We start from the raw sequence: 21,321 nt of genomic DNA on the forward strand, positions 1-21,321 counted from the left end.
TTGGACAAGCGCGGCTGCCGTCATCACATGACCAGCGGACCCGAATCCAGCACCGCGCGTTCGGAATTGATTCTTGACCCATTGGCCCGCGTGCACGGCGGAAGGAGACCACATGCCCACCACTCGGCACACTCCCTCAGCCGCGTGCGCACGATGAGGTCGGCCATGATCGCGCGACCGGCCAAATCCCACACAGATGACAGGGCGGGGAAGGCGCTCTTCGAGTCGATGATCGAGGAACACCAGGAGCTCGCCGAGCGCATCCGCATGGCCATCATGGCCGGACTTCCCGTGTACCGGGCGATTCCGCACGAGACGCTCACGGCCGAGGTGGCCCTGCAGGTTCACCGCATCTTGTTGTCCGCCAGAGACACCCATGCGGACGTGACTGGCGACGAGCTAGCCGAGCTTGAAGCCATCGGTGAAGCACGCGCGCGCCAGGGCATACCGGTCGAGGACATGTTGCGCGCGTGGCGGATCGGAATTGGAGTCGTTCTCGGTTACGCACACGAGGTCGTCCAACGATTCACCATCGCGGACGTTCACATCCTGGAGTTCGTTGAGTCGGTGCTGCAGTGGTGCGATGTCGCCATGGTCGCCACGGCCAGGGCTCACCGCCGGGCCGAGCTGACACAGGCGATCGCCGAGGACGCCCGACGCACGGCATTTGTCCGGTCCGTGCTGCTGGGTACGGTCGCGGTCACCGAACTCGCGGTTCACGCCGAGGTCTTCGGGATCGACCCGGTCGGCGAGTATGTCGCGGTCCGGGCCCGGCTGGAGGACACGGCAGACCAGCATCGACTCGAACGGGAGTTGGGGTTTGACGACCCCGCTCAGCGGCGCCGCGGCCTGTGTGCGGTACTCGATGGTGACATCGCGGGCTTTTTGAGTGAACCGCCGCCGCACTCCATTGATGGGGTGGTCGGTTACGGCCCACCTGAATCGTTGAAGGGCCTCGCCGAGTCGTATCGCCTCGCGGCGCGAGCGCTGGTCACAGTCCAGGCATGCAACTTGCGGGGTGCTTATGACGTCGCGTCTCTGGGGCTGCGCGCGGCGGTGGCCATGGATGCCGACGTCGGTGAGTCGCTACGCCGCCGATATCTGGAACCCCTGGACGCGGGCGCCTCGGGCACGGAATTGACGGCGACGTTACGGGCGTACCTGGCCTGCGGCATGCACGTGGAGCGAGCTGCCAAGCGCTTGTTCGTTCATCAAAACACCGTGCGCTATCGACTTACCCGGTTCGAGGAGTTGACCGGCGAGAGTCTGCACGAGCCAGAGGTTCTACTCGGGCTTTGGTGGGCACTCGAGCGGTCGGGGATGCGCTTGTAATGGCCGCCAAAGTGGGACATGAAATCTCGGAGTTGGCTCCGAAGACGTCCATCCATAACCGACGGACACTCGACCGTATGTCCCTGCTGGCCTGCGGCGTGTTGACCGAAACCATTGAATCAACGAGTGGGAAGCGATGACTAGGACAACCCGGCCGCGTACCGGCCACCTGACGAACACGAGCGATTTGGCGCGCGAGGGGCAAGCTCCGGCGCTACGCGGCCCCAACGAGCGTTTCATGCGTTACGTGCAAAATCCCATCTGGAACTTCTTGTGCGACCACTACTTTCGTCTCGAAATCGACGGCTGGCACCGGATCCCGGATGAGACTTCGCTGCTGATCGGCATCCATTCCGGTGGTGCGCTGACCATGGACGCCTGGACCCTGGTGCACTCTTGGTATCGGCGATTCGAAGGACGCCGCATTTTGCACGGCACCGCTCACGACGTGCTGATGGCCGCCCCCCTGCTGGGCGACTACTTCAGGGCGGTCGGTGTGATCCCGGCGTCGCGCAGGGGAGTCACCGACGCCCTGGCTGCCGGCCAAGACGTCATTGTGTGGCCCGGTGGTGAGCAGGATGCCATGCGCAGCTGGCGTCATCGAGACAAGGCGATGCTGTTCGGCCGCAAAGGCTTTGTCCGACAAGCCATTCGCTCAGGTGTTCCGATCGTTCCGGTAGCGACGATAGGAGGTCACGACACCGTCTTCGTGCTTTCCGAAGGTAGATTCATCGCCCGCTGGACCGGTCTTGGCAAGCGGCTGCGTGGTGCGACGGCTCCGATCATCGCGGGTGTGCCATTTCCGCTCGCCATCGAGATCATGCCGGCACACCTGCCGCTACCGGCGAAGATCCGCAGCGAGTTCCTCGACCCCATCCACGTCGACACCGACCCCGAGCGTGCCGACGACAGTGCATACGTCGACGCCGTCTACGACCAGGTCCAAGGTGCGATCCAGGACGGCGTGAACCGCCTTGCCAAACGCCGCAGCTTCCCGGTGCTGGGGTGACCGGCAATGCCTGGGCACAAAGCCACCGAGGAGGCAATGCCATGACCAGTCTGGCCCTGAACCTGACAACGGCCGCACAGCGGTACCCCGACAGGGTGGCGCTGCGCCTCGACGAAATCGAAATCCCCTATGCCGGACTCGACGCGGCCAGCGCCTGCCTGGCCGGCTTGCTGGTTGCGCGTGGTGTGCGACCGGGTGACCGCGTCGGCGTCATGTTGCCCAACGTGCCTTATTTCGCCGTCGCCTACTACGGTGTCCTGCGGGCTGGCGCGGTCGTGGTGCCGATGAATGTGCTCCTCAAGGAGCGCGAGACCACCTTCTACCTCTCCGATCCGTCGGCCAAGGCTGTCATCGCCTGGCATGAGTTCGCCGCTGCCGCTCAGGCGGGTGCCGACGCCGCAGGTGCCGAATGCATCGTGGTCACTCCCGGTGAATTCGAAGAACTGATCTGTGCGTTCGACCCGATCGCCGATCCGGTCCCGCGCGACGACACCGATACCGCGGTGATCCTTTACACGTCGGGCACCACCGGCAAGCCCAAGGGCGCCGAACTGACCCACGCCAACCTGCGACACAACGTCGCGACAGTGGCCCGGATGGTCAACCTCACGGCCGACGACATAATCCTTGGTGCCCTACCGCTGTTTCACGCGTTCGGACAGACTGCCGGGCTGAACGCGGCGGTGGCCGCCGGAAGTTGTCTCACGTTGATACCACGCTTCACTGCGGAGCGGGCACTCGAAATCATCGCGCGTGACCGGGTGACCGTATTCGAAGGCGTCCCAACGATGTTCGCCGCAATGCTGCATAGTGCCGCACGCCCGGACACTAGTTCGCTGCGGCTGTGCATATCCGGCGGGGCGGCGATGCCGGCTGAGGTGATGCGTAGCGTCGAAAGCGCTCTTGATGCCATGGTGCTCGAAGGTTACGGACTGAGCGAGACATCGCCGGTGGCTTCGTTCAACCATCCCGATCGCGAGCGCAAGCCGGGCTCCATTGGCACGCCAATCGCCGACGTCGAGATGAGGCTGGTTGATCCGAACGAAGACGGTGTCGGCGAAATCGCCGTCCGTGGACCCAATGTCATGAAGGGCTACTGGAACCGGCCCCAAGCCACGGCCGCGGCCATCGACGGTGACGGCTGGTTCCGCACCGGCGACCTGGCACGTGTCGATGAAGACGGCTACTTCTTCATCGTCGACCGCTTCAAAGACATGATCATCCGCGGCGGTTACAACGTTTACCCGCGCGAGATCGAAGAGGTCTTGCACGAGCATCCCGCGGTTCGTGAGGCGGCGGTGATCGGCTTGGCGGACGAACTACTCGGTGAAGAGGTAGGTGCGGCCGTCGTACTGCTGCCCGATGCCGAGGTCGACGCAGCGGCGATCCGTGACTTCGTCAAGGACCGTGTCGCAGCCTACAAGTACCCCCGGCGGGTCTGGTTTGTCGACGAACTGCCCAAGGGCCCGACCGGCAAGATTGTCAAACGCGCTATCGCTATCCCGGACGCACTGGCAAGCAAATGATCAAATCAATTGTGACACATATATTTTGGTTGCGATCACCCCCACGTCCACGTGACCCGACGCGGCCGCTGCCTTTTCCCCTGCTCGCGACAATCATTGCGCTCAAACCATTTACCGTCAAGGCGCATCGGCGCACACTGAAAATTATCAGCCCCTTCGACGGCCAGCCCGCCGCCGTAAACGAATTGCGACGCACGAATTGCCGAATCGCGGCGTAATTCAACGCAAGTAAAAGGAGTAACGATGACAACCCTGGACCAGCGGGACCTCGATACTGTGGACCTGGCCGACCCGTCCGTTTGGGACGACGGGCCGCCTTACGACCTCTTCGAGAGGATGCAGCGCGAGGCGCCGGTGCACTTCAGCCCGCAACGCAACATGCCGGACGAGGGCGGCTTCTGGTCCATCACCCGCTTCGACGATGTCCGCGCAGTGAGCCGGGATCACCGCACCTTTTCCTCCGAGCGGCGGGGCATCTTCCACATGGACGATATGGGCGTTTCGCTGGATATCCAGAGGTTGCAACTGATTTCGATGGACCCGCCCCGCCACGATCGGCTCAAGGCGCTGGTCATCAAGGAATTCACCCCGGAAGCAATCGGTGGACATGAGGGCGCGGTCAGCCAGATCATCAGCCGTGTGCTCGACAGTGTCGCTGACCGGGAGCGATTCGATCTGGTGGCGGACGTAGCGCGTCCGATCCCGTCCCGGGTGATCGGCTCGCTGCTGGGCACGCCGCCCGAGGACGACGCCAAACTGGTGCACTGGACCAACGTTTTCACCGCCTTCGAAGATCCGGCGATCCGGGAGCAATGGAAAGACACCATGGGGATCGTCAGCGAGATCATCGAATACACCCAAGCCAGGATCGCGCAGCGCGACGACTCCATTGGCGGCAACTTGCTCACCGCCATGGTCGATGCCGAGGTCGAGGGCGACAAGCTCAACGAGATGGAAATCGCAACCTTCTTCGTCCTGCTGATGTCTGCCGGCAACGACTCGACTCGGGCCACGTACAGCGCGACGATGCTCGAGCTGCTGCGTAATCCCGAGTTGCTCAAGCAAGTACGCGAGAACCACGAGCTAATCCCGGCTGTGGTGGAGGAGGGGCTGCGCTGCTACCCGGCCTTCTCGTTCATGGCGCGCGCGGCGACCAAGGACACCGAGCTGCACGGCCAGCAGATCAAGGAAGGTGACCGCCTGCTGCTGTGGTACATCGCGTCCAACCGTGACGAGAGTGCATTCCCCAACCCGCACAAGTTCGACATCACCCGCGAGGGGCTTGCTGACAAGCACCAGGCCTTCGGCGGACGCGGCAAGCACTTCTGTTTGGGTGCCAACCTCGCCCGCCTCGAGCTGAGGTTGTGGATCCAGCAGACTCTGGAACGCTTCCCCGACCTGGAACTCGACGGCGACCCGACCCGAGTGCGCGCACTGTTCCTCAACCAGTACAACTCGATCCCGGTGCGGAGAACATCGTGACCACTCGCGTCGACGACGATCCAGATCGAAGCGATGAGGAGGAGTGGCGCAGGTGACTATCGAACAGCAAACGCGAGCCAGGCCCGCTTACCGCGAAGTCGAGGTCGACGTCGAAGTGCGGCGCCGCGAGATCGTGTCCGAAGGCGTCGTCACGTTGACCCTTGCCGACCCGTCTGGCGCAGACTTGCCGGAGTGGGCACCGGGCGCGCACATCGACCTGCTGATGACGCCATCGCTCGTACGCCAGTATTCGTTGTGCGGTGACACCGCGGACCGGGCTCAGTGGCAGGTCGGCGTGCTGCGGGATCCCCATAGCCGCGGCGGTTCGCAATTCGTGCACGACAAACTCCACGAAGGCGCCACGGTACGGGTCCGCGGTCCGCGCAACCACTTCGCGCTGGTCGGTTCGCCGCGGTACCTGTTCGTTGCGGGCGGGATCGGCATTACTCCGATGATGCCGATGATCGCTGCGGCCGAGGCGGCGGGCGCGGACTGGCGGCTAATCTACGGCGGGAGGAGCCTCGCCTCGATGGCTTTCGCCGACGACTTGCGCCGCCACACTGACCGCGTCACCATCTGTGCACGAGATGCCGCGGACGACAACGACTTCCGTGGTTGCCTCGGATCCACGCTGGCCACCCCGTCGGAGAACACCCTGGTGTATTGCTGCGGACCGGAGGGCCTGCTGACCGCGGTGGAAGACGGGTGCAAGTCCTGGCCGGACGGCAGTTTGCACATCGAGAGGTTCTCGGCCAAAGCGCTCGATGAGCCGTCGCCGGACGCATTGGCGACCTTCGAGGTGGATTGCCAACGTTCTGGCATTACTTTGACTGTGCCACAGGATAAATCAATTTACGAAGCTTGTGAGGACGCCGGTGTCGACGTGCTCGGATCGTGCATGGAAGGGGTTTGCGGAACGTGCGAATGCGACATCATCGAGGGCGAGGGTGACCACCGCGACTCCGTGCTCAACGATGCCGAGAAGGCGCAAAACACCACGATCATGATCTGCGTTTCGCGCTCCAGGTCCGAAAGGTTGGTGCTCGACCTATGAGATCGAACTATCCGTTCAACTGCTGGTATGTCGCCGCTGCCGGTAACGAGATCGGCCAGGGTCTGCTCGGGCGCCGCCTGCTCGGCAAACATGTTCTGTTGTATCGGCGCAAATCCGGAGACATAGTGGCCATGGAGGACCGCTGCCTGCACCGGGCCTATCCGCTGTCCGCTGGCCGCCGCGAAGGCGACCGGGTGATCTGTGGAGCCGACGGTTTCGTCTACGAGCATGACGGTCGCCTCATCGACGTGCCGTCGCAGGAGAACGTGCCGCCCGGCGCACGGGTGCGCACCTATCCCGTAATCGAGAGGGGACCGTTCGTCTGGATCTGGCTGGGGGACCCCGGTGTCGCCGCACTGCGGCCGCCCCCACGCATTCCGTGGTACTGCGACGGCACCCGGTGGGCAAGCACCACCGAGGTGCTGCGTGTCGAGGCGAATTACCTACTGCTACATGAGCACTACCTCGACCTCACCGATGTTTTCGTATTGCATCCCGAGGCAGTGCCGCCCAACATCGAAGTGCTGCCCCAACTCGACGAGGTCGAGGTCTCCGAAAGATCGGTCTCCTACTCCCGGGAGATTCCGGCGAGCGGGCTCGCGCCGTGGGAAGCCGAAATCACCGGCCTTCCGGCCGACACACCAGGAAACCGGATCGAGGAAGGCACGTTCGTCTCACCGGCACTGCATGTGCAACGTTATGTGATCGCCACCGGAGATCGATCCGGGGACGGGAAAGGCCGCGCGCTGTTGCGGATTCAGGGATTCACTCCCGAAACCCCGGAAACGACCCACGTCTTCCTGCAAATGGCGCGGAATTTCGCCGCCGACAACGTCGACGTCAGCGAGTTCCTGCGCAACATGTTCCATGACTGGGCACTGCGCGATGCTGTTGTGCTGGAAACGATCCAGCGTCGTCTCGACGAGGAGACCGTGCCCCGGCGCGATCTCAACGTCAAGGCCGACCGGGCCGCGGTGCGGGCGCGCCGCATCGCCCTCGAGATGGTCGACGAGGAGACCGGGCGGCTCATGCTGAACCGGATACTGACCGTGCCCTAGGGACGCACGCAACGAAGTCACCAACAGCGGCGCGCACCAGTCCAATGATCGCCACGTCGTCAGGAGTTTAAATGAGCACGGCCCTAATCGAAATCAGCTCCGTCACGCCTGCGCTGGAAGCCCTTGCACGGCTTGTGCAAACCAGCAATGACGACCGCATCATCGTCACCAACGCGATGACGGGAGCGCCGCTCGGACAGGTGCCGTCCTGCACTCCCGCGGACGTGGCGGCGGCAGCACAGCGCGCCAGGAGCGTGCAGCCGGCTTGGGCGGCGCTGCCCGTCCGGGACCGCGCAGCGGTGCTGCTGCGCTTTCACGACCTGGTGCTTGCCCGTCAGGACGAGGTCCTCGACCTCATTCAGCTGGAGAACGGGAAGGCACGTCGGCACGCCTTCGAGGAAGTTATCGACGTCTGTCTGACCGCGCGATACTACGCGCATACGGCGGCGAATTACCTTCGCCCTCAACGCCGCCAGGGCGCCCAGCTGGTACTCACCCAGGTGAGGGAACTCCATCACCCCAAGGGATTGATCGGCATCATCTCGCCTTGGAACTATCCGCTGACCCTGGGGGTCAGCGATGCGTTGCCTGCGGTCGTGGCCGGCAACGCGGTTCTTACCAAACCCGACAGTCAAACTCCGTTTTCTGCGCTGTGGGCCGTGCAGCTCCTCGAAGAGGCCGGCATGCCCAGCGGTTTGATACAAGTCGTCACCGGTTCGGGCTCACAGCTGGGCGCACCTATCGTCGAGCATTCCGACTTTCTGATGTTCACCGGTTCGACCACCGTGGGTCGCAGCGTTGCCGCGCTAGCCGGGGAGCGCTTGATCGAGTGCTCGATGGAACTCGGTGGCAAGAACGCACTGCTAGTGCTGGACGACGCCGATATCGGCAAGGCGGTGGATGGTGCGGTACGTGCGTCATTCTCCAATACCGGGCAGTTGTGCATTTCGGTGGAGCGCATCTATGTCCCGGCACAGCTCTGGGATGAATTCACCAGTCGTTTCGCCGCTGCCGCAAACCAGTTGAAACTCTCACCGGCACTTGACTATTCAGCAGATATGGGATCGTTGACCTCCGAGAAGCAACTGCGTACGGTGAGCCGCCATGTCGATGATGCGGTGCAGCACGGTGCGAGGGTGCTCGCGGGTGGCCGAGCGCGGCCCGACATCGGTCCGTTCTTCTACGAGCCGACCGTCTTGTCCGGGGTACGGGACGGTATGGCCGCATTCGCCGACGAGACCTTCGGGCCCGTGGTCTCCCTCTACCGCGTCGATAGCGAGGAGGAGGCCATCGCCAAAGCCAACGACAGCAGCTACGGTCTCAATTTCAGTGTGTGGACCTCCGACCCGAACCGCGGGCGGCGGGTGGCCGCCCGGTTGCAGGCCGGCACCGTCAACGTCAACGAGGCCTATGCCGCCGCCTGGGCATCGGTCGACGCACCGATGGGCGGTATGAAAGCCTCTGGTATCGGTCGCCGTCACGGTGCGCACGGAATCCTGAAATACACAGAATCCCAGACGATTGCGGTTGAAAGACTGCTTCCCGTCGGCACGCCGCGATGGCTGCCAGCTGACCGATATGCGCGGATCATGACGACCGGCCTGCGGGCGCTGCGCCGACTGCCCGGCGTGAAATAGGAGGAAGCGATGGCCCAGCAATTTGATTACGACGTCGTGGTGATCGGGTCCGGGTTCGGCGGATCGGTCGCCGCGTTACGCCTGACCGAAAAGGGCTATTCGGTAGGGGTTCTGGAAGCTGGACGCCGCTTCGCCGATGACGAGTTACCCAAGACCAACTGGCAGGTACGCAAGTTCTTCTGGGCACCCAGGCTGGGCTGCACAGGGATTCAGCGCATCCATATGCTCCCCGATGTTCTGGTGCTGGCCGGCGCCGGCGTGGGTGGAGGATCGCTGGTGTACGCCAACACACTTTACGAACCGAAATCCGATGCGTTCTATCGTGATCCGCACTGGGCGCACATCAGTGACTGGAAGGCCGAACTTGCGCCCTTCTACAACCAGGCGAAGCGGATGCTGGGAGTGGTGACCAACCCGACCATGACTCGCTCAGACAAGGTGCTGCTCGACGTTGCCCAGCAGATGGGCGTCGCGGACACGTTCGGCATGACCCCGGTCGGCGTGTTCTTCGGCCCGGACAACACCAAAGCCCCCGGCGTGGAGGTCGACGATCCGTTCTTCGGTGGTGCGGGTCCGCGCCGACGGGGGTGTCTGGAAGTCGGTGAGTGCATGACGGGGTGCCGGCACAACGCGAAGAACACGCTGGTGAAGAACTATCTGTATCTGGCCGAGCGAGCCGGCGCGGAAATCCATCCATTGACAACGGTGGTCAATGTACGGCCCCAAGACGGCGGATACGCGGTGGACACGGTGCGCACTGGTGCATGGCGCCGTAGCAAGCACACGAAATCCTTTACAGCCGAACAGGTTGTCTTTGCTGCCGGCACCTGGGGAACCCAGCAATTGCTACACCGGATGAAGGCAACCGGCACCTTGCCGCAGGTGTCGGACCGCCTCGGTGAGCTGACCCGAACGAATTCCGAGGCGCTGTGCACCGCGAGCGTCAAACTGCGCGACCGCAAAGGTGCGGACTTCACCCAGGGCGTCGCGATTACATCGTCAATTCATCCCGATGACAAGACGCACATCGAACCCGTCCGCTACGGCAAGGGTTCCAATTCCATGGCACTGCTGACCACCGTGATGACCGACGGTGGCGGCAGGATCCCCCGCTGGGTCAAGTGGCTCGGTCAGGTGGTGCGCCACCCGGGCCAGGCCGCATCGCTGTACGTCGGATTGCGAGACTGGTCGCAGCGCACCGTGATTGCGCTGGTGATGCAGACAGAAGACAACTCGTTGACCCTGTTTCCCAAACGCACCCGGCTCGGCCGGTTCAAGCTGTCCTCGCGTCAAGGTCACGGAGTGCCGAATCCGACGTGGATTCCGTCTGCCAACGAGACGGTACGCAGACTCGCTCGCGAGATCGACGGGGCGCCCTACAGCAGCGTCGGTGAGATCCTCGACATCCCGATGACCGCGCACTTCCTGGGTGGCTGTGTCATCGGTGACTCACCGGAGCGCGGGGTCATCGACCCGTATCACCGCATGTTCGGCCACCCCGGGCTGCATGTATTCGACGGGTCGGCGATCTCGGCCAACCTCGGCGTCAACCCGTCACTGACTATTACCGCACAAGCCGAACGGGCCACCGCCTTCTGGCCGAATCGAGGCGACGTCGACACTCGTCCCGCCATCGGGGATGCGTACCGGCGAATCCGTCCGGTAGAACCGCTCAAGCCCGTTGTGCCGTCCGGCGCGCCGGCGGCACTTCGGTTGGGATGATTACCGGGCGGATTGCGGCTACCGGGGTGACGGAGCCGGTCTGCCGCAGGAACAGATCGACCCGGATGCGCCTGGTGAGGTGCATCCGGGTCGGATGGCGTGGCAGCGACCGCTAGTCCGCGCTACGCGGCCCTTGGCGCTGTGAGGGTGTGCACCAGCGTGATCACCGCGGGCAGAAGTACCGGGAACAGAATGAGAAGCAGCATCGCTGCGATGGTCAGGTACGGCGTGATCAACATGGCTAGGTCGCCTTTCTCCGCGTCGGCGGAAGTTTGGATTAGGTTGTCGCAGTGGATCTTTAGTTATCAGCGGCGCCGCGATACCAAGTAATTTAACCGCGCATCCGTTACCAGTCGACGTCGTTGGCGGACAAACTCTGGCGGCTCCTTTGGCGCGTGAAGACAAAGGATCCGCGCTACGCCCGCTGGCTAGTCCGCCCAGAAGTCCTCGAGCAGTCGCGCGACCTGCTGAGGCTTTCCGCGATTGTCGGCTGCGACGTGCCCAATCTTCTTGAGTTCGACGCGCTTGGCATCGGGTAGGCGCCGCATCAGCGCGTCGAGTCCGAGATGGAGCGCCTGAGCGCTCTTCTCCCCGCCGAGCAGTAACACCCGCGCGCGCAGTTCGTCGATGCGTGGGTTCACCAGCGTCACGGACTGCAGCGTGGCGATCCCGTCCAGGCGCATGGTGGGGACTAGGTCGCGAAGGGTAATATCTTGTGGGCCAGTTGTTTTCGCGTCAACCGCAAGAGCGATCCGGGCCAGGCCAGTCAGCAACCAGGCCGGTAAGCCCTGCAGCAGCGAGCGATCACCGGTCCCCTTGAGCACCGCAGTGACCGCGGCCGCGGGACCCGAACCGGCCAGAGCCTCCTCAAACTGAGGCAGCCACGCCGCGGGCTCGGCGCCGTCGATGGTCAGCGGCGGCTCGTAGAGCGCGAGCCTGTCGATGGCGCCGTACTGAATGGCCGTGTAGAGCGCTATGACCGCGCCCGAACTCAAGCCGAAGAGGCGGCGTGCCCCCGATAGGCGTAGCAGCGCGTCGAGATCCTCTCCCTCCCGCGCGAGCCCGTAGTCCGCACCCGCCGGCACGCCCGGCCGGCGGCCGCGGCGGTCGGGGACGTACACCGTGAAGCGGGAACTCAGCATCTCGGCGAGCCGCTGAAAGTTCTGTGCTGCTTGGATTCCGCCGTGCACGAGAACCACCGGTGCACCGCCTTCGCCGACGATGCGGTGCGAGACCGTCGTTCCGTCAGCTGATTGCACCGTGCCGGTACTGAAACTCATAACACCTCGTCCCGTCAGATCCGTAGTAGCGCTTCGACGTTGCCGTGTGCGATTGCGTGCTGCTGGTGCTCGGAAAGACCCGAATCAGTCAGGAATTCGGTGACATTGTCGCGTTTGACGTAGGGGAAGTCCTCGGAGTAGACGATCCGTTCGGCGCCCAGTTCGGCTACCACGTGGTGGAGCTGATGCTGGTTGAACATTCCCGACGGGGTCACCCAGATTTGCTGTCGGTAGTAGTCGCTGACGTCGCGGTCGTGGCCCGCGCGAACGAGCGCGAAAGTCTCATCGAGTCGCTCGAGCCAAAATGCCATTACCTCACCCCAGTGCCCGCTCAGTAGTTTCAGACCGGAGTGACGGTCCAACGCCCCGGACAGAATTAGCCGGATGACGTGGATGCCCGCCTCCGCGTGCCACCCGAACGCAGGCCCGGAGAACACCACGCCGACGGCCGCCGACCAGTCGCCAAAGTAGTAGGGGCGCGAGACCTGTGGGTGCGGCAGCCCAGGGTGCACGTAGATCGGCAGGTCTACCGCCTCGGCTGCGGCAAGGATCGGGTCGAAGCGGGAGTCGTCGAGGAAGAGACCCTGGAACGTTCCCGCGATCAAAGCGCCGACAAACCCGAGGTCGCCGACGCAACGGCGCAGCTCTTCGGCTGCCGCGGCGGGATCGTAGAGGGGGAGGGTGGCAAAGCCGCGGAAACGGTCGGGATGCTCAGAAATCTGCTGTGCGAGATCATCGTTCACCTGACGGCACAGAGCTACCGATTCGGGCGCGGCGAGCGCACTCGGGCTTCCGTTGCCGTGCGAGACGACTTGGACGTCGACACCTACGGCATCCATGTGCGCTAACCGGTGCCCGTCCAGCCGGGTCGCGGCGTCGCGGTCGTCGTTGAAGATCGAACCGAACTTGTCGAGTACCTCGGCCGGGAGCCCGCTAGGCGGGCCGTCGAGCTCCAGCACCCGACGGCTCACCTCCGGATGCTCGAAGTGTTCTTCGACGGTGACGATTCGCATTCGGTTAGCTCCTCACGACGCGCGCGGGTACAACCCAACGTAGGTGGCTTCAACCGATCAGCGGAAGCGGGCCGTTCGTCGTCATCAGCTGAAGCGGACGTGCATGGTCGCTAGGCCGAAAATCTTCCTGCCGCCGGACTTGGCGCCGAGGATGATGACTCCCTCGCGGGTCGCCGGATCCAGCGATTTGACCCGCCCGCTGAACTCGATGTCGCAGCCTTCGGCGGCCGATACGATCGCGGGCTGCGACAGCCGCACCGCGTACCGGGTGACCGCGCCCGGGTCCCCCGACCATGCGGAGTGGAATCCAGCGCCCAAACCCATGGTCAGCATGCCGTGCGCGATGACGTCGGGCAGCCCCGCGAGCTTGGCCAGCTGTTCGTCCCAGTGAATCGGGTTGGCGTCACCGGCGACGCCGGCGTAGTTCACTAGGTCGCCACGCGAAAGTCGGGTGTGGTGCGTCGGCAGCTCGTCGCCGACTTTGACGTCGTCGAAGTTCCGGGTGCCGGGCCTGCGCGCGCTGTCCACGGCAATTGGGACCTCGTCCTCCGGACGCACCGTCTTGACGTAGGCGGCATTGGATTCGGCAATGTCGAGGATGTTGAAGTCGTGCATCATCGCGTTCTGCACGGCCTCCTTGGTGGTCGCCCCGATGTCCTCGGCCGTGACGCCGACGACGGTGGTGTGCAGCGTGTGTACCCGCTCGCCGGCGGCGTCGGTGAAAGTGTTGGTCACGGTGATCAGGTCTCTGCCCGCGACCCGGCGAACCGACGTCAGTTCGACGTCGACGTGCAGTTCGTCGCCCGCCACGATCGGGCGGTGCTGCTCGAAAACCTCTTCGGTCTGCACGTATGTGTCGTAACCGATGACCACCGATTCGAACATGCGGCGATTGCAGGCCATGCCCGGTGCCGAAGTGAACGTGATCGGCGCCACCAGACCCGAATAGCCCAGCTCAGCGGCGGCGTCAACATCCCAGTGCGCGGGGTGGTAGTCCTGCACTGCACGGGCATACTCGCGCACCTTCTCGCGACCTACCAGGTAGGTGCCGTCCATCTGGTAGTGGTGGCCGACCCGCTCTTCGAGTGCCGATGCTTCTGATGCTGCGGTCATGAAATGCCCAACTTTTCTACCGGCCTGTTCGGTGACGCCGACCAGAGCACACTAACGTGTGGAAAGCGGTGCGCTCATTCCAGCCGAGGCTGTCCGCGTGGCGGCGTTCGAAACCGACGGCACGATGTTGGTGCAGAAGGCGGCCCGTGCCCAGCTGGAGTTCCTGGTGCGCCCAGTTGGCCGAGCGGCTGCTGCTGCCTGGCTGACCGAGAGGCAGCATTAATTGGGCCCGCGGCCGTGGATGACCGCGTGCTTCGGCGACGCCATCGCCTAGCAGGACCGGAGTATGCGGTCGGGGTTACGGGGGCCGGTTACTACGCCGACGTACAGGTTGCCGCGGAGTGGGTGATCGTGGCTACGCCAAAATCATCGCAGACCCAGCGACCGACTTACGATCTCTCGCTGAATCTCGTTGGTGCCAGCATAGATCGGCAACACGAGCGAGTGGCGCACGTGGCTTTCCATGTCGTATTCACACGCATACCCGTACCCGCCCATCATCTGCATTCCCTCCAGCGCAATTTGTTTGGCAATCTCGGAGCTTTTGATCTTGGCCATCGAGGTCATCCGGGTAGTTGCGGGTCCGGGGTCGCGCTCCAAACGTCCGGCCACCTCATAGGTGAGAAGCCTGGCGCACTCAAGTTCGGTCGCAAGGTCGGCGATTCGGTGTCGTAACGCTTGAAATGTTCCGATGGACTTGCCGAACTGTTTGCGCTCCTTAACGTAGGCGATGGTGTCGTCCAGCGCCCGCTGGCCAAGCCCGATGGCGACCGCAGCACCCACCAGGCGTTCGCCGTCGAGTCCTGCCATGATCTGAGGGAAACCCCGCCCCACTTCACCGACGACATTTTCGGTCGGCACGAAGCAATCAGTGAAGAAGATATCGTTGACCTCGCGACCCCCGAGGGTGGCGATGCGGCGCGTCTCCACTCCCTCGGAATCACTCGACACCTCGAATATGGTCAACCCAGCGTGCGCGTTTTCGTCGCGGCTTGTCCGTCCGACCAGGAGGATGCGGCCCGCGCGATGCGCGTATGAGCACCAAGTCTTTTGCCCGTTGAGGACCCAGCCCCCGCTGACCGGCTTGGCGGAGCAAGCGATCGCAGCGACATCAGAACCCGCCCCCGGCTCAGAGATCGAAATCGACATAATCTCACCGGCGGCAATCGCGGCGAGGGCGTGATGCTTTTGCTCCTCGGAGCCAAAGCGCTTATAACAACCCGCAACTGTGGTGGTGGGCCCCAGGGCCTTCACCGGCGCCATGCCACGCCAGAGTTCCTCGAAAAGGATAGTTTGCTCAACGTAGGTGCCCCCGGAGCCGCCATATGTTTCGGGGATGGCGACCCCGAGCCATCCCAGCTCAGCGAGTCGACCGTACAGAACGGAGGACTGATCCTCCTCCTCGGGATCCAGCAGTGCCTCGCGCTGTTCGCGCGTCGCGCAGTCGCGGGCGCAGAATTCGCGGATGGCGTTCTGGAAATCCAGCTGTTCGGTGGTCAGACTCATAAGCGGCGAAACCTCCAGTAAGGGAACAGTCCGGCAGACACGGCGTCGCGCGGAACGGGGTCTCAGTCCCACGGTTGGGGCTCGCTGCGCTCGCAGCTATCCCCGATGAAAGCGTTCGAGCTGAGGCGAATCCGCTGGGACTGCGCAGCGGTGTCGCCTGATTCGGTACCGGTCCTGCAATGGACGCTCCTAAGGTTTTGGCCGCCCGGCGGTTCTGCATGCCACCCAACATCGATAACGAGAACCCAAGTAAAACAACAGTTTCTTCGGGTTCACAACGGTATGAGGATCAGTCACCCGTCCCCGAGCTTGTCGACTCCTTGTCAATTAAGGACCATAGTATCTCAAAAATAGTTGCAGCGGAAACTGGCAGACGAGCCGTAGCGGTGGTGATAGCGACCACTGCAGAGTGCGAAGTGGTTACTCTTGACGTGGATGGCGATCATGGTTCACCAGAGTTGCGAGCTCGGTGCGGTCCATCATCAAGCGTGGCGGCCACTGCGTGATCCATGGTGAGCCGCGTAACTTCATTGTCACTAAGCGGTTTTCGCAAGTCCTTCAACGTTACTGTGACACCCCGTCGGGAGGTGCAGTTGGGAGGCGTACTAACTCTCGCAACAAATTCGAACGCAGCCGTGGCCGTCATTTTCAACGCGCTACCGAAGGCCGTTCGGCGTGCAGGATGCCAAGAAACTTGCGTACCTGAAGAGGATGAGTGCGGTAGCGACCGCTGCGAACACACCCCAAGCGCGTGCGTTCCGAACCGCTGAAAGGTTCGCGGACAAAGGAATCCCCCTCCGAGCAGGGGTCTTTCAGCGTACTTGGCAACCGCGAAACGGAGCGCTGACGGCGCGCCGGCAGAGTTGCAGGCGCCACATACGCGAAAAGTGGATCGAACGGTACGACGGGCGGCTGTTACGTCGGTCACTTGCGGTTTCAAATGTAACCACGCGGACAGCAGACCTCGGCTGTCCACCCCTAATTTGAAACCCTGCAAGGAGAGAGCAATCGATGCGCCTCGGAGTTAGCTTGCCCAGCCTGGACCATTCGTTTGGCGAGATCGCCGAGTTTGCTTGGGCCGCGGAGCAAGCCGGATTAGATGCGGTGTGGAACTACGAAGTGTTCAAGAACCCATTCATAATGCATGCCTTGACTGCACAGCGGACGAGATCGATCGACCTGTGCATAGGCATCACGTCGTTCCTTCTCCGTACCCCGTTCGCAATGGCCAACGCTGCCGTTGATGTCGCGAAAATTTCGGGGGGTCGGCTGAAAGTCGGTATCGGCCCTGGTACCCCGGGCCTTATGGACGTCTACGCCGGTGTCGACGTTGATCGACCGGTCGCGCGCACCCGTGAGTACTTGGAGGTGCTGAAGCTGGCGCTCAATCATCTTGCCACGGGTACGGAGGCCGCTTATGAAGGACGATTTCAGCGGTTCGGGGCGCCAGCCACGATCTGGGGCGCTCGGATAGACGGCGACACACCTGTGCCGATCTACCTCGGTGCGGTCCGGCCGAAAATGCTGCAATTGGCGGGCGAGGTAGCCGACGGGATAATCGGCTACCTTCTCGACCCGGACTATATCGCGGCGGTCGTCCGTCCGAGCCTGGCTGCAGGTGCTGAACGCGCCGGCCGTAACCCGAAAGACATTGACGTGGTCTCGTATACGATCTGCTGCTGCAATCGAGACCGTGATGTAGCGCTGCGCTGGGCTAGGGTGCAAGTCGGCATCTACGTCGCGCACCCAAACAATCGGATGAGCGCAGAGGCGGCGGGCCTTTACAAGGAGACCGCCGAGGTGCTAGCGACCCTTGAGAAGCACGGCCCCGCAGCCCTCGCCGAAGTCACCGACGACAAGCTCGTGCGGATGTTCAGCATTTCCGGAACGCCTGAAGAGTGCCGCCAGCAAGCAACCGCGTATGAGGGATCGGTCGATGAGATCTGTCTGCACACCCCATACGTCCCGCCGTTCACCGTTGAGGAGACCACTGCGGCTTTCGAGGGCATCATTGCGGCGTTCGGAGGTGGCATCAGCGAGCCAGAGGCGTTAGTGGTGTCGGTACCCAACCGCGGCAGCGGTGCATGATGGACAACCAGATTGCCTCGCCGGCTGTCCTAGCGCTATTGGGTTGCAAGTCAAATATGTTAGGAACCAATCGCTTTCAGGACCTCGACGCCCGTGGCGGCGGGGCTACCTTCGGCTCCGTCACGCGATCTCACCTTGACTCCGGCCTGGCTGTGAGCACCACCCGGAACGCAATGTTTCACCACGTATCGATTGGCAACCTGCGTGCCATCATCGGCCAGCGAACCTGATGAAGCATTTCTCTTCAGGGTTGTCCGGTTCGGGGATTTGGACGGGCCGAAGTTCTTGGTCGCGACAACCTCATCGAGAAGGATCCGAGCATGAGCGGTGATGCAAGCGAGACCGGGGAAGACGGCGACGCGCGCACCGCGACGGTTGCATTGCGGTCAGAAGCTGACGGGGACGACCTTAGCGTGCAGTCATCCGCGGCCGGAGAAGCGAAGCGTAGGTCGCCATTTGACAGTCGAGTCTGGGCGGCACTCGGAGAGCTCTCCCATAGTGGCGCTGCCAAACCAGTACGTGCACTTGGCGATTTCTTCGCGACAGCTCTGGACACCCTGGCCGCGATGCCCCGAAGGCCATTCGCATGGCGCGAATTCTTGCTCCAATGTTGGTTCGTGGCCCGAGTCTCCCTTGTGCCCACGATGCTGCTGGCAATTCCCTTCGACGTACTTCTCATTTTCACATTTAACATTCTCATTATCGAGTTCGGCGCTGCAGACTATTCCGGCACCGGCGCCGCATGGGGAACAGTCACTCAAGTTGGTCCCGTCGTGACCGTACTCGTGGTCTCCGGTGCTGGCGCGACAGCCATGTGTGCTGACCTGGGCGCACGTACGATTCGTGAAGAACTTGACGCACTACGTGTTATGGGAATCAACCCCATTCAGGCGCTGGTGGTGCCTCGGGTGATGGCGTTGACGGTGGTGGCAGTACTCCTATCCTCCGTAGTGATAGTCGTGGGTTTGGTTGGTTGCTATGTCTTCTCGGTCTATGTCCAGCACGTTACTCCGGGATCCTTTAATGCCAGCCTGACGACCATCACTCACGGAGCCGACTTGATAATCGCTTGGATCAAGGCTGCCGTTTTCGGTCTGGCGGCAGGCTTGATCGCTTGCTACAAGGGAATTTCCGTTGGTGGAGGTCCCGCTGGAGTCGGTAACGCGGTTAATGAGACCGTGGTGTTCACATTCGTGGCGTTGTTTGCGATAAATATTGTGGCTACGGCCGCCGGGGTAAAGGTGACCATATGAGTCAATCAGCCGCTCCCAGCACACTCCGTCCCGTGCTTCGCCGCATTGCCAAAGGGCAAGTCGACGGGCTGGTGCGTATCGGCACACAAGCCAGGTTCTACGGCGAGACACTCGCTTCGATCAAAGACTCATTCGTTCACTACCGGATCGAGCTGGTCCGATTGATTGCCCAGATGAGCATGAGCACAGGAGCTTTAGCCCTTATCGGCGGCACGGTCGCGGTAGTCGGGTTCTTGACGCTATCGATCGGCTCCCTGGTAGGAATCCAGGGCTACAACCAATTTTCGAGCTTCGGCACAGAAGCGCTGACCGGGTTCGTATCCGCCTACTTTGTCACCCGCCTACTCGTCCCGGTGGTGGCTGGCATCGCGTTGTCGGCGACCATCGGTGCTGGCGCGACCGCACAGCTGGGCGCGATGCGGATCAACGAAGAGATCGATGCTCTGGAGGTAATGGGCGTACGTGCAGTCGCTTACCTGGCGTCGAACCGCGTGGTCGCGGGCGTGATCGTCGTGATCCCCTTGTACTGCGTGGCAGTGGTATCTGCCTACCTGGCCGCGCGGTTCAGCACGACCTTCGTCTACGGACAATCAACGGGCGTGTACGACCACTACTTCAACACATTTCTGAACCCCGGCGACCTAATCTGGTCATTCTTTCAAGCCATTTCGATGGCGATAGTGATCATGCTGGTGCATACGTATTACGGATTCGCCGCGAGTGGCGGGCCTGCTGGAGTCGGTGAGGCCGTGGGGCGATCGGTTCGGGCATCGCTAATCGCAGCTGTCTTTATCGTCCTGTTCCTTTCGCTTGCCATCTATGGCAAGTCTGGCAACTTCCATCTGTCGGGGTGACGAATGAGCATGGAGCGACGAGAGCGGCGTAGCCACTTATTATGTTGGGCAGCAGGGCTTTTCGGTATCGTAACTACCATCGCCCTGGTGTGCTCGGCACTGTTTGAAGAAACCTTCAAGTCATTCGTCCCGGTCAAATTGGTTTCCGATCGTGGCGGGCTTGTCATGGAGTCAGGGGCGAGAGTCAAATTCCGTGGAGTCGAGGTTGGACGGGTCGCCAACATCTCGGGTGGCACCCAGCCGCTCAGCCTTACGCTAGAAATGTTCCCAGACCAGATGCGTTACATACCAGCCAATGTGCAAGCAGAAATCAAAGCCAACACGGTATTTGGTGCAAAGTTCGTCGATCTGATCGACCCCGAGCAGCCGAGCAGACAGCGCCTCACTGCCGGAGCGGTACTGCGGTCGAAGAACGTCAGCACCGAGGTGAACACCTTGTTCGAGAATATCGTCGACTTGCTCAAGCAGATCGACGTCGACAAGCTGCATTCGGTGCTAACCGCTTTGGCCGAAGGTGTTCGGGGACAGGGCGAGCGAATGGGTCAGGCCATCACGGGTGCAAATAATGTTCTCCTGGCAGTTAACCCGCGGATGGACACTATCACCCAGAACTGGCGTTCTTTCAAAGGATTCAGCGACGCCTACAGCGCGGCAGCTAAGGACATCTTGGCCACGCTGGATGCAGCGAGCGCTACGAGCTCGACTATCGTCCAGCACTCGAAGGATCTAGATTCACTCTTGCTCAGTACGATCGGCTTCTCTAGGAGAGGCATAGACCTCCTTGGTCCAAATATGGACAATTTCATCAACGGCATCAACGTTCTCGAGCCGACGACGAACCTGCTATTGAGGTACAGCCCGACTTATACGTGTCTGCTCGTTGGTTCCAAGTACTACTTGGACAACGGCGGGTACGCGGCTTACGGCGGTAACGGGCGGACGTACCTTATCGACGCGGGCCTGTTGTTCGGGGACGATCCATATCGCTACCCGGACAATTTGCCGATCGTCGCGGCAAAAGGGGGCCCCGGGGGTCGGCCGGGGTGTGGTTCATTGCCCGATGTCTCTAAGAACTTTCCGGTGCGCTACGAGGTGACGAACACCGGATGGGGTACCGGCCTGGACATGCGACCGAACCCGGGCATCGGTCATCCCTGGTGGATCAACCTGCTCCCCGTTACCCGAGCAACGCCAGAACCCCCGAGTGTTCATGGCGCGAGGCCGCCTGCAATCGGACCCGTCCCGTATCCCGGTGCGCCGCCGTACGGTGCGCCCCTGTATGCGCCTGACGGCACGCCACTATATCCCGGAGTTCCGCCCGCATCTCCTCCGCCAGCTGCACCGACTCCGCTGCCGCCGGGGCAGCCTTCAACGGAGCCTGCTAGGTGATCGTG

17 protein-coding genes are annotated in these 21,321 nt (G+C 62.4%); 13 read left to right on the forward strand and 4 right to left on the reverse strand.

Annotated features, from left to right (window positions below; genetic code table 11):
• Positions 1-165 precede the first annotated feature (165 nt).
• The 8 genes from H0P51_RS28810 to H0P51_RS00470 all read left to right on the forward strand — a co-directional run bounded on the left by H0P51_RS28810 (position 166) and on the right by H0P51_RS00470 (position 10,820).
• Positions 166-1,332 (forward strand): PucR family transcriptional regulator, encoded by a 1,167-nt coding sequence (locus H0P51_RS28810; RefSeq protein ID WP_281373844.1) that lies wholly within the window; start codon positions 166-168, stop codon positions 1,330-1,332.
• Between the two features lie 238 nt (positions 1,333-1,570).
• Entirely contained in the window at positions 1,571-2,341 is a 771-nt protein-coding gene (locus tag H0P51_RS00440; protein ID WP_343061805.1) for a lysophospholipid acyltransferase family protein, read from the forward strand.
• A gap of 41 nt (positions 2,342-2,382) precedes the next feature.
• Entirely contained in the window at positions 2,383-3,867 is a 1,485-nt protein-coding gene (locus H0P51_RS00445; protein WP_180916115.1) for a long-chain-fatty-acid--CoA ligase, read from the forward strand.
• 243 nt (positions 3,868-4,110) lie between these two features.
• Positions 4,111-5,349 (forward strand): cytochrome P450, encoded by a 1,239-nt coding sequence (locus H0P51_RS00450; protein ID WP_180916116.1) that lies wholly within the window; start codon positions 4,111-4,113, stop codon positions 5,347-5,349.
• Positions 5,350-5,401: 52 nt separating this feature from the next.
• Positions 5,402-6,403 carry a PDR/VanB family oxidoreductase gene (locus H0P51_RS00455; RefSeq protein WP_246398279.1) on the forward strand — a complete coding sequence of 334 codons (1,002 nt, stop codon included), beginning with the start codon at positions 5,402-5,404 and terminating at the stop codon, positions 6,401-6,403.
• Positions 6,400-7,461 (forward strand): aromatic ring-hydroxylating oxygenase subunit alpha, encoded by a 1,062-nt coding sequence (locus H0P51_RS00460; protein ID WP_180916117.1) that lies wholly within the window; start codon positions 6,400-6,402, stop codon positions 7,459-7,461. Before H0P51_RS00455 ends, H0P51_RS00460 begins: the two co-directional genes overlap by 4 nt.
• Before the next feature lie 71 nt (positions 7,462-7,532).
• Positions 7,533-9,098, forward strand: coding sequence for a succinic semialdehyde dehydrogenase (locus H0P51_RS00465; RefSeq protein WP_180916118.1), 1,566 nt, complete (start codon positions 7,533-7,535; stop codon positions 9,096-9,098).
• 9 nt (positions 9,099-9,107) lie between these two features.
• A complete protein-coding gene (locus H0P51_RS00470) occupies positions 9,108-10,820 on the forward strand; it encodes a GMC oxidoreductase (RefSeq protein WP_180916119.1) in 1,713 nt (570 codons plus the stop codon).
• 428 nt (positions 10,821-11,248) lie between these two features.
• Here the strand turns inward: H0P51_RS00470 and H0P51_RS00475 are convergent, their stop codons facing one another.
• From H0P51_RS00475 to H0P51_RS00485, 3 genes are all read right to left on the reverse strand, one after another.
• Positions 11,249-12,100, reverse strand: a complete 852-nt coding sequence (locus tag H0P51_RS00475) for an alpha/beta fold hydrolase (RefSeq protein ID WP_180916120.1) — start codon at positions 12,098-12,100, stop codon at positions 11,249-11,251.
• Positions 12,101-12,114: 14 nt separating this feature from the next.
• A complete protein-coding gene (locus H0P51_RS00480) occupies positions 12,115-13,113 on the reverse strand; it encodes an amidohydrolase family protein (RefSeq protein WP_180916121.1) in 999 nt (332 codons plus the stop codon).
• Between the two features lie 84 nt (positions 13,114-13,197).
• On the reverse strand, positions 13,198-14,226 hold the full coding sequence (locus H0P51_RS00485; protein WP_180916122.1) for a fused (3R)-hydroxyacyl-ACP dehydratase subunits HadA/HadB: 1,029 nt from the start codon (positions 14,224-14,226) through the stop codon (positions 13,198-13,200).
• 97 nt (positions 14,227-14,323) lie between these two features.
• On the opposite strand from H0P51_RS00485, the gene H0P51_RS28815 reads away from it, so the two are divergent.
• The gene (locus tag H0P51_RS28815) at positions 14,324-14,449 is read left to right on the forward strand and encodes a hypothetical protein (protein ID WP_281373845.1); all 126 of its coding nucleotides are present in this window, start codon (positions 14,324-14,326) and stop codon (positions 14,447-14,449) included.
• Positions 14,450-14,592: 143 nt separating this feature from the next.
• Here the strand turns inward: H0P51_RS28815 and H0P51_RS00490 are convergent, their stop codons facing one another.
• The gene (locus tag H0P51_RS00490) at positions 14,593-15,732 is read right to left on the reverse strand and encodes an acyl-CoA dehydrogenase family protein (protein ID WP_180916123.1); all 1,140 of its coding nucleotides are present in this window, start codon (positions 15,730-15,732) and stop codon (positions 14,593-14,595) included.
• Positions 15,733-16,743: 1,011 nt separating this feature from the next.
• Between H0P51_RS00490 and H0P51_RS00495 the strand changes: the two genes are divergently transcribed.
• The 4 genes from H0P51_RS00495 to H0P51_RS00510 all read left to right on the forward strand — a co-directional run bounded on the left by H0P51_RS00495 (position 16,744) and on the right by H0P51_RS00510 (position 21,316).
• Positions 16,744-17,820, forward strand: a complete 1,077-nt coding sequence (locus tag H0P51_RS00495) for an LLM class flavin-dependent oxidoreductase (RefSeq protein ID WP_180916124.1) — start codon at positions 16,744-16,746, stop codon at positions 17,818-17,820.
• A gap of 320 nt (positions 17,821-18,140) precedes the next feature.
• Positions 18,141-19,073: an MlaE family ABC transporter permease gene (locus H0P51_RS00500; protein ID WP_180916125.1), complete on the forward strand. Its 933-nt coding sequence runs from the start codon at positions 18,141-18,143 to the stop codon at positions 19,071-19,073.
• Positions 19,070-19,927, forward strand: coding sequence for an ABC transporter permease (locus H0P51_RS00505; protein WP_180916126.1), 858 nt, complete (start codon positions 19,070-19,072; stop codon positions 19,925-19,927). The genes H0P51_RS00500 and H0P51_RS00505 overlap by 4 nt, the downstream gene beginning before the upstream one ends.
• 3 nt (positions 19,928-19,930) lie before the next feature.
• On the forward strand, positions 19,931-21,316 hold the full coding sequence (locus tag H0P51_RS00510) for an MCE family protein (RefSeq protein WP_246398281.1): 1,386 nt from the start codon (positions 19,931-19,933) through the stop codon (positions 21,314-21,316).
• Positions 21,317-21,321 lie beyond the last annotated feature (5 nt).

Origin of the sequence: Mycobacterium vicinigordonae, from assembly GCF_013466425.1 — a bacterium.
In the GTDB taxonomy this organism is placed as follows: domain Bacteria; phylum Actinomycetota; class Actinomycetes; order Mycobacteriales; family Mycobacteriaceae; genus Mycobacterium; species Mycobacterium vicinigordonae.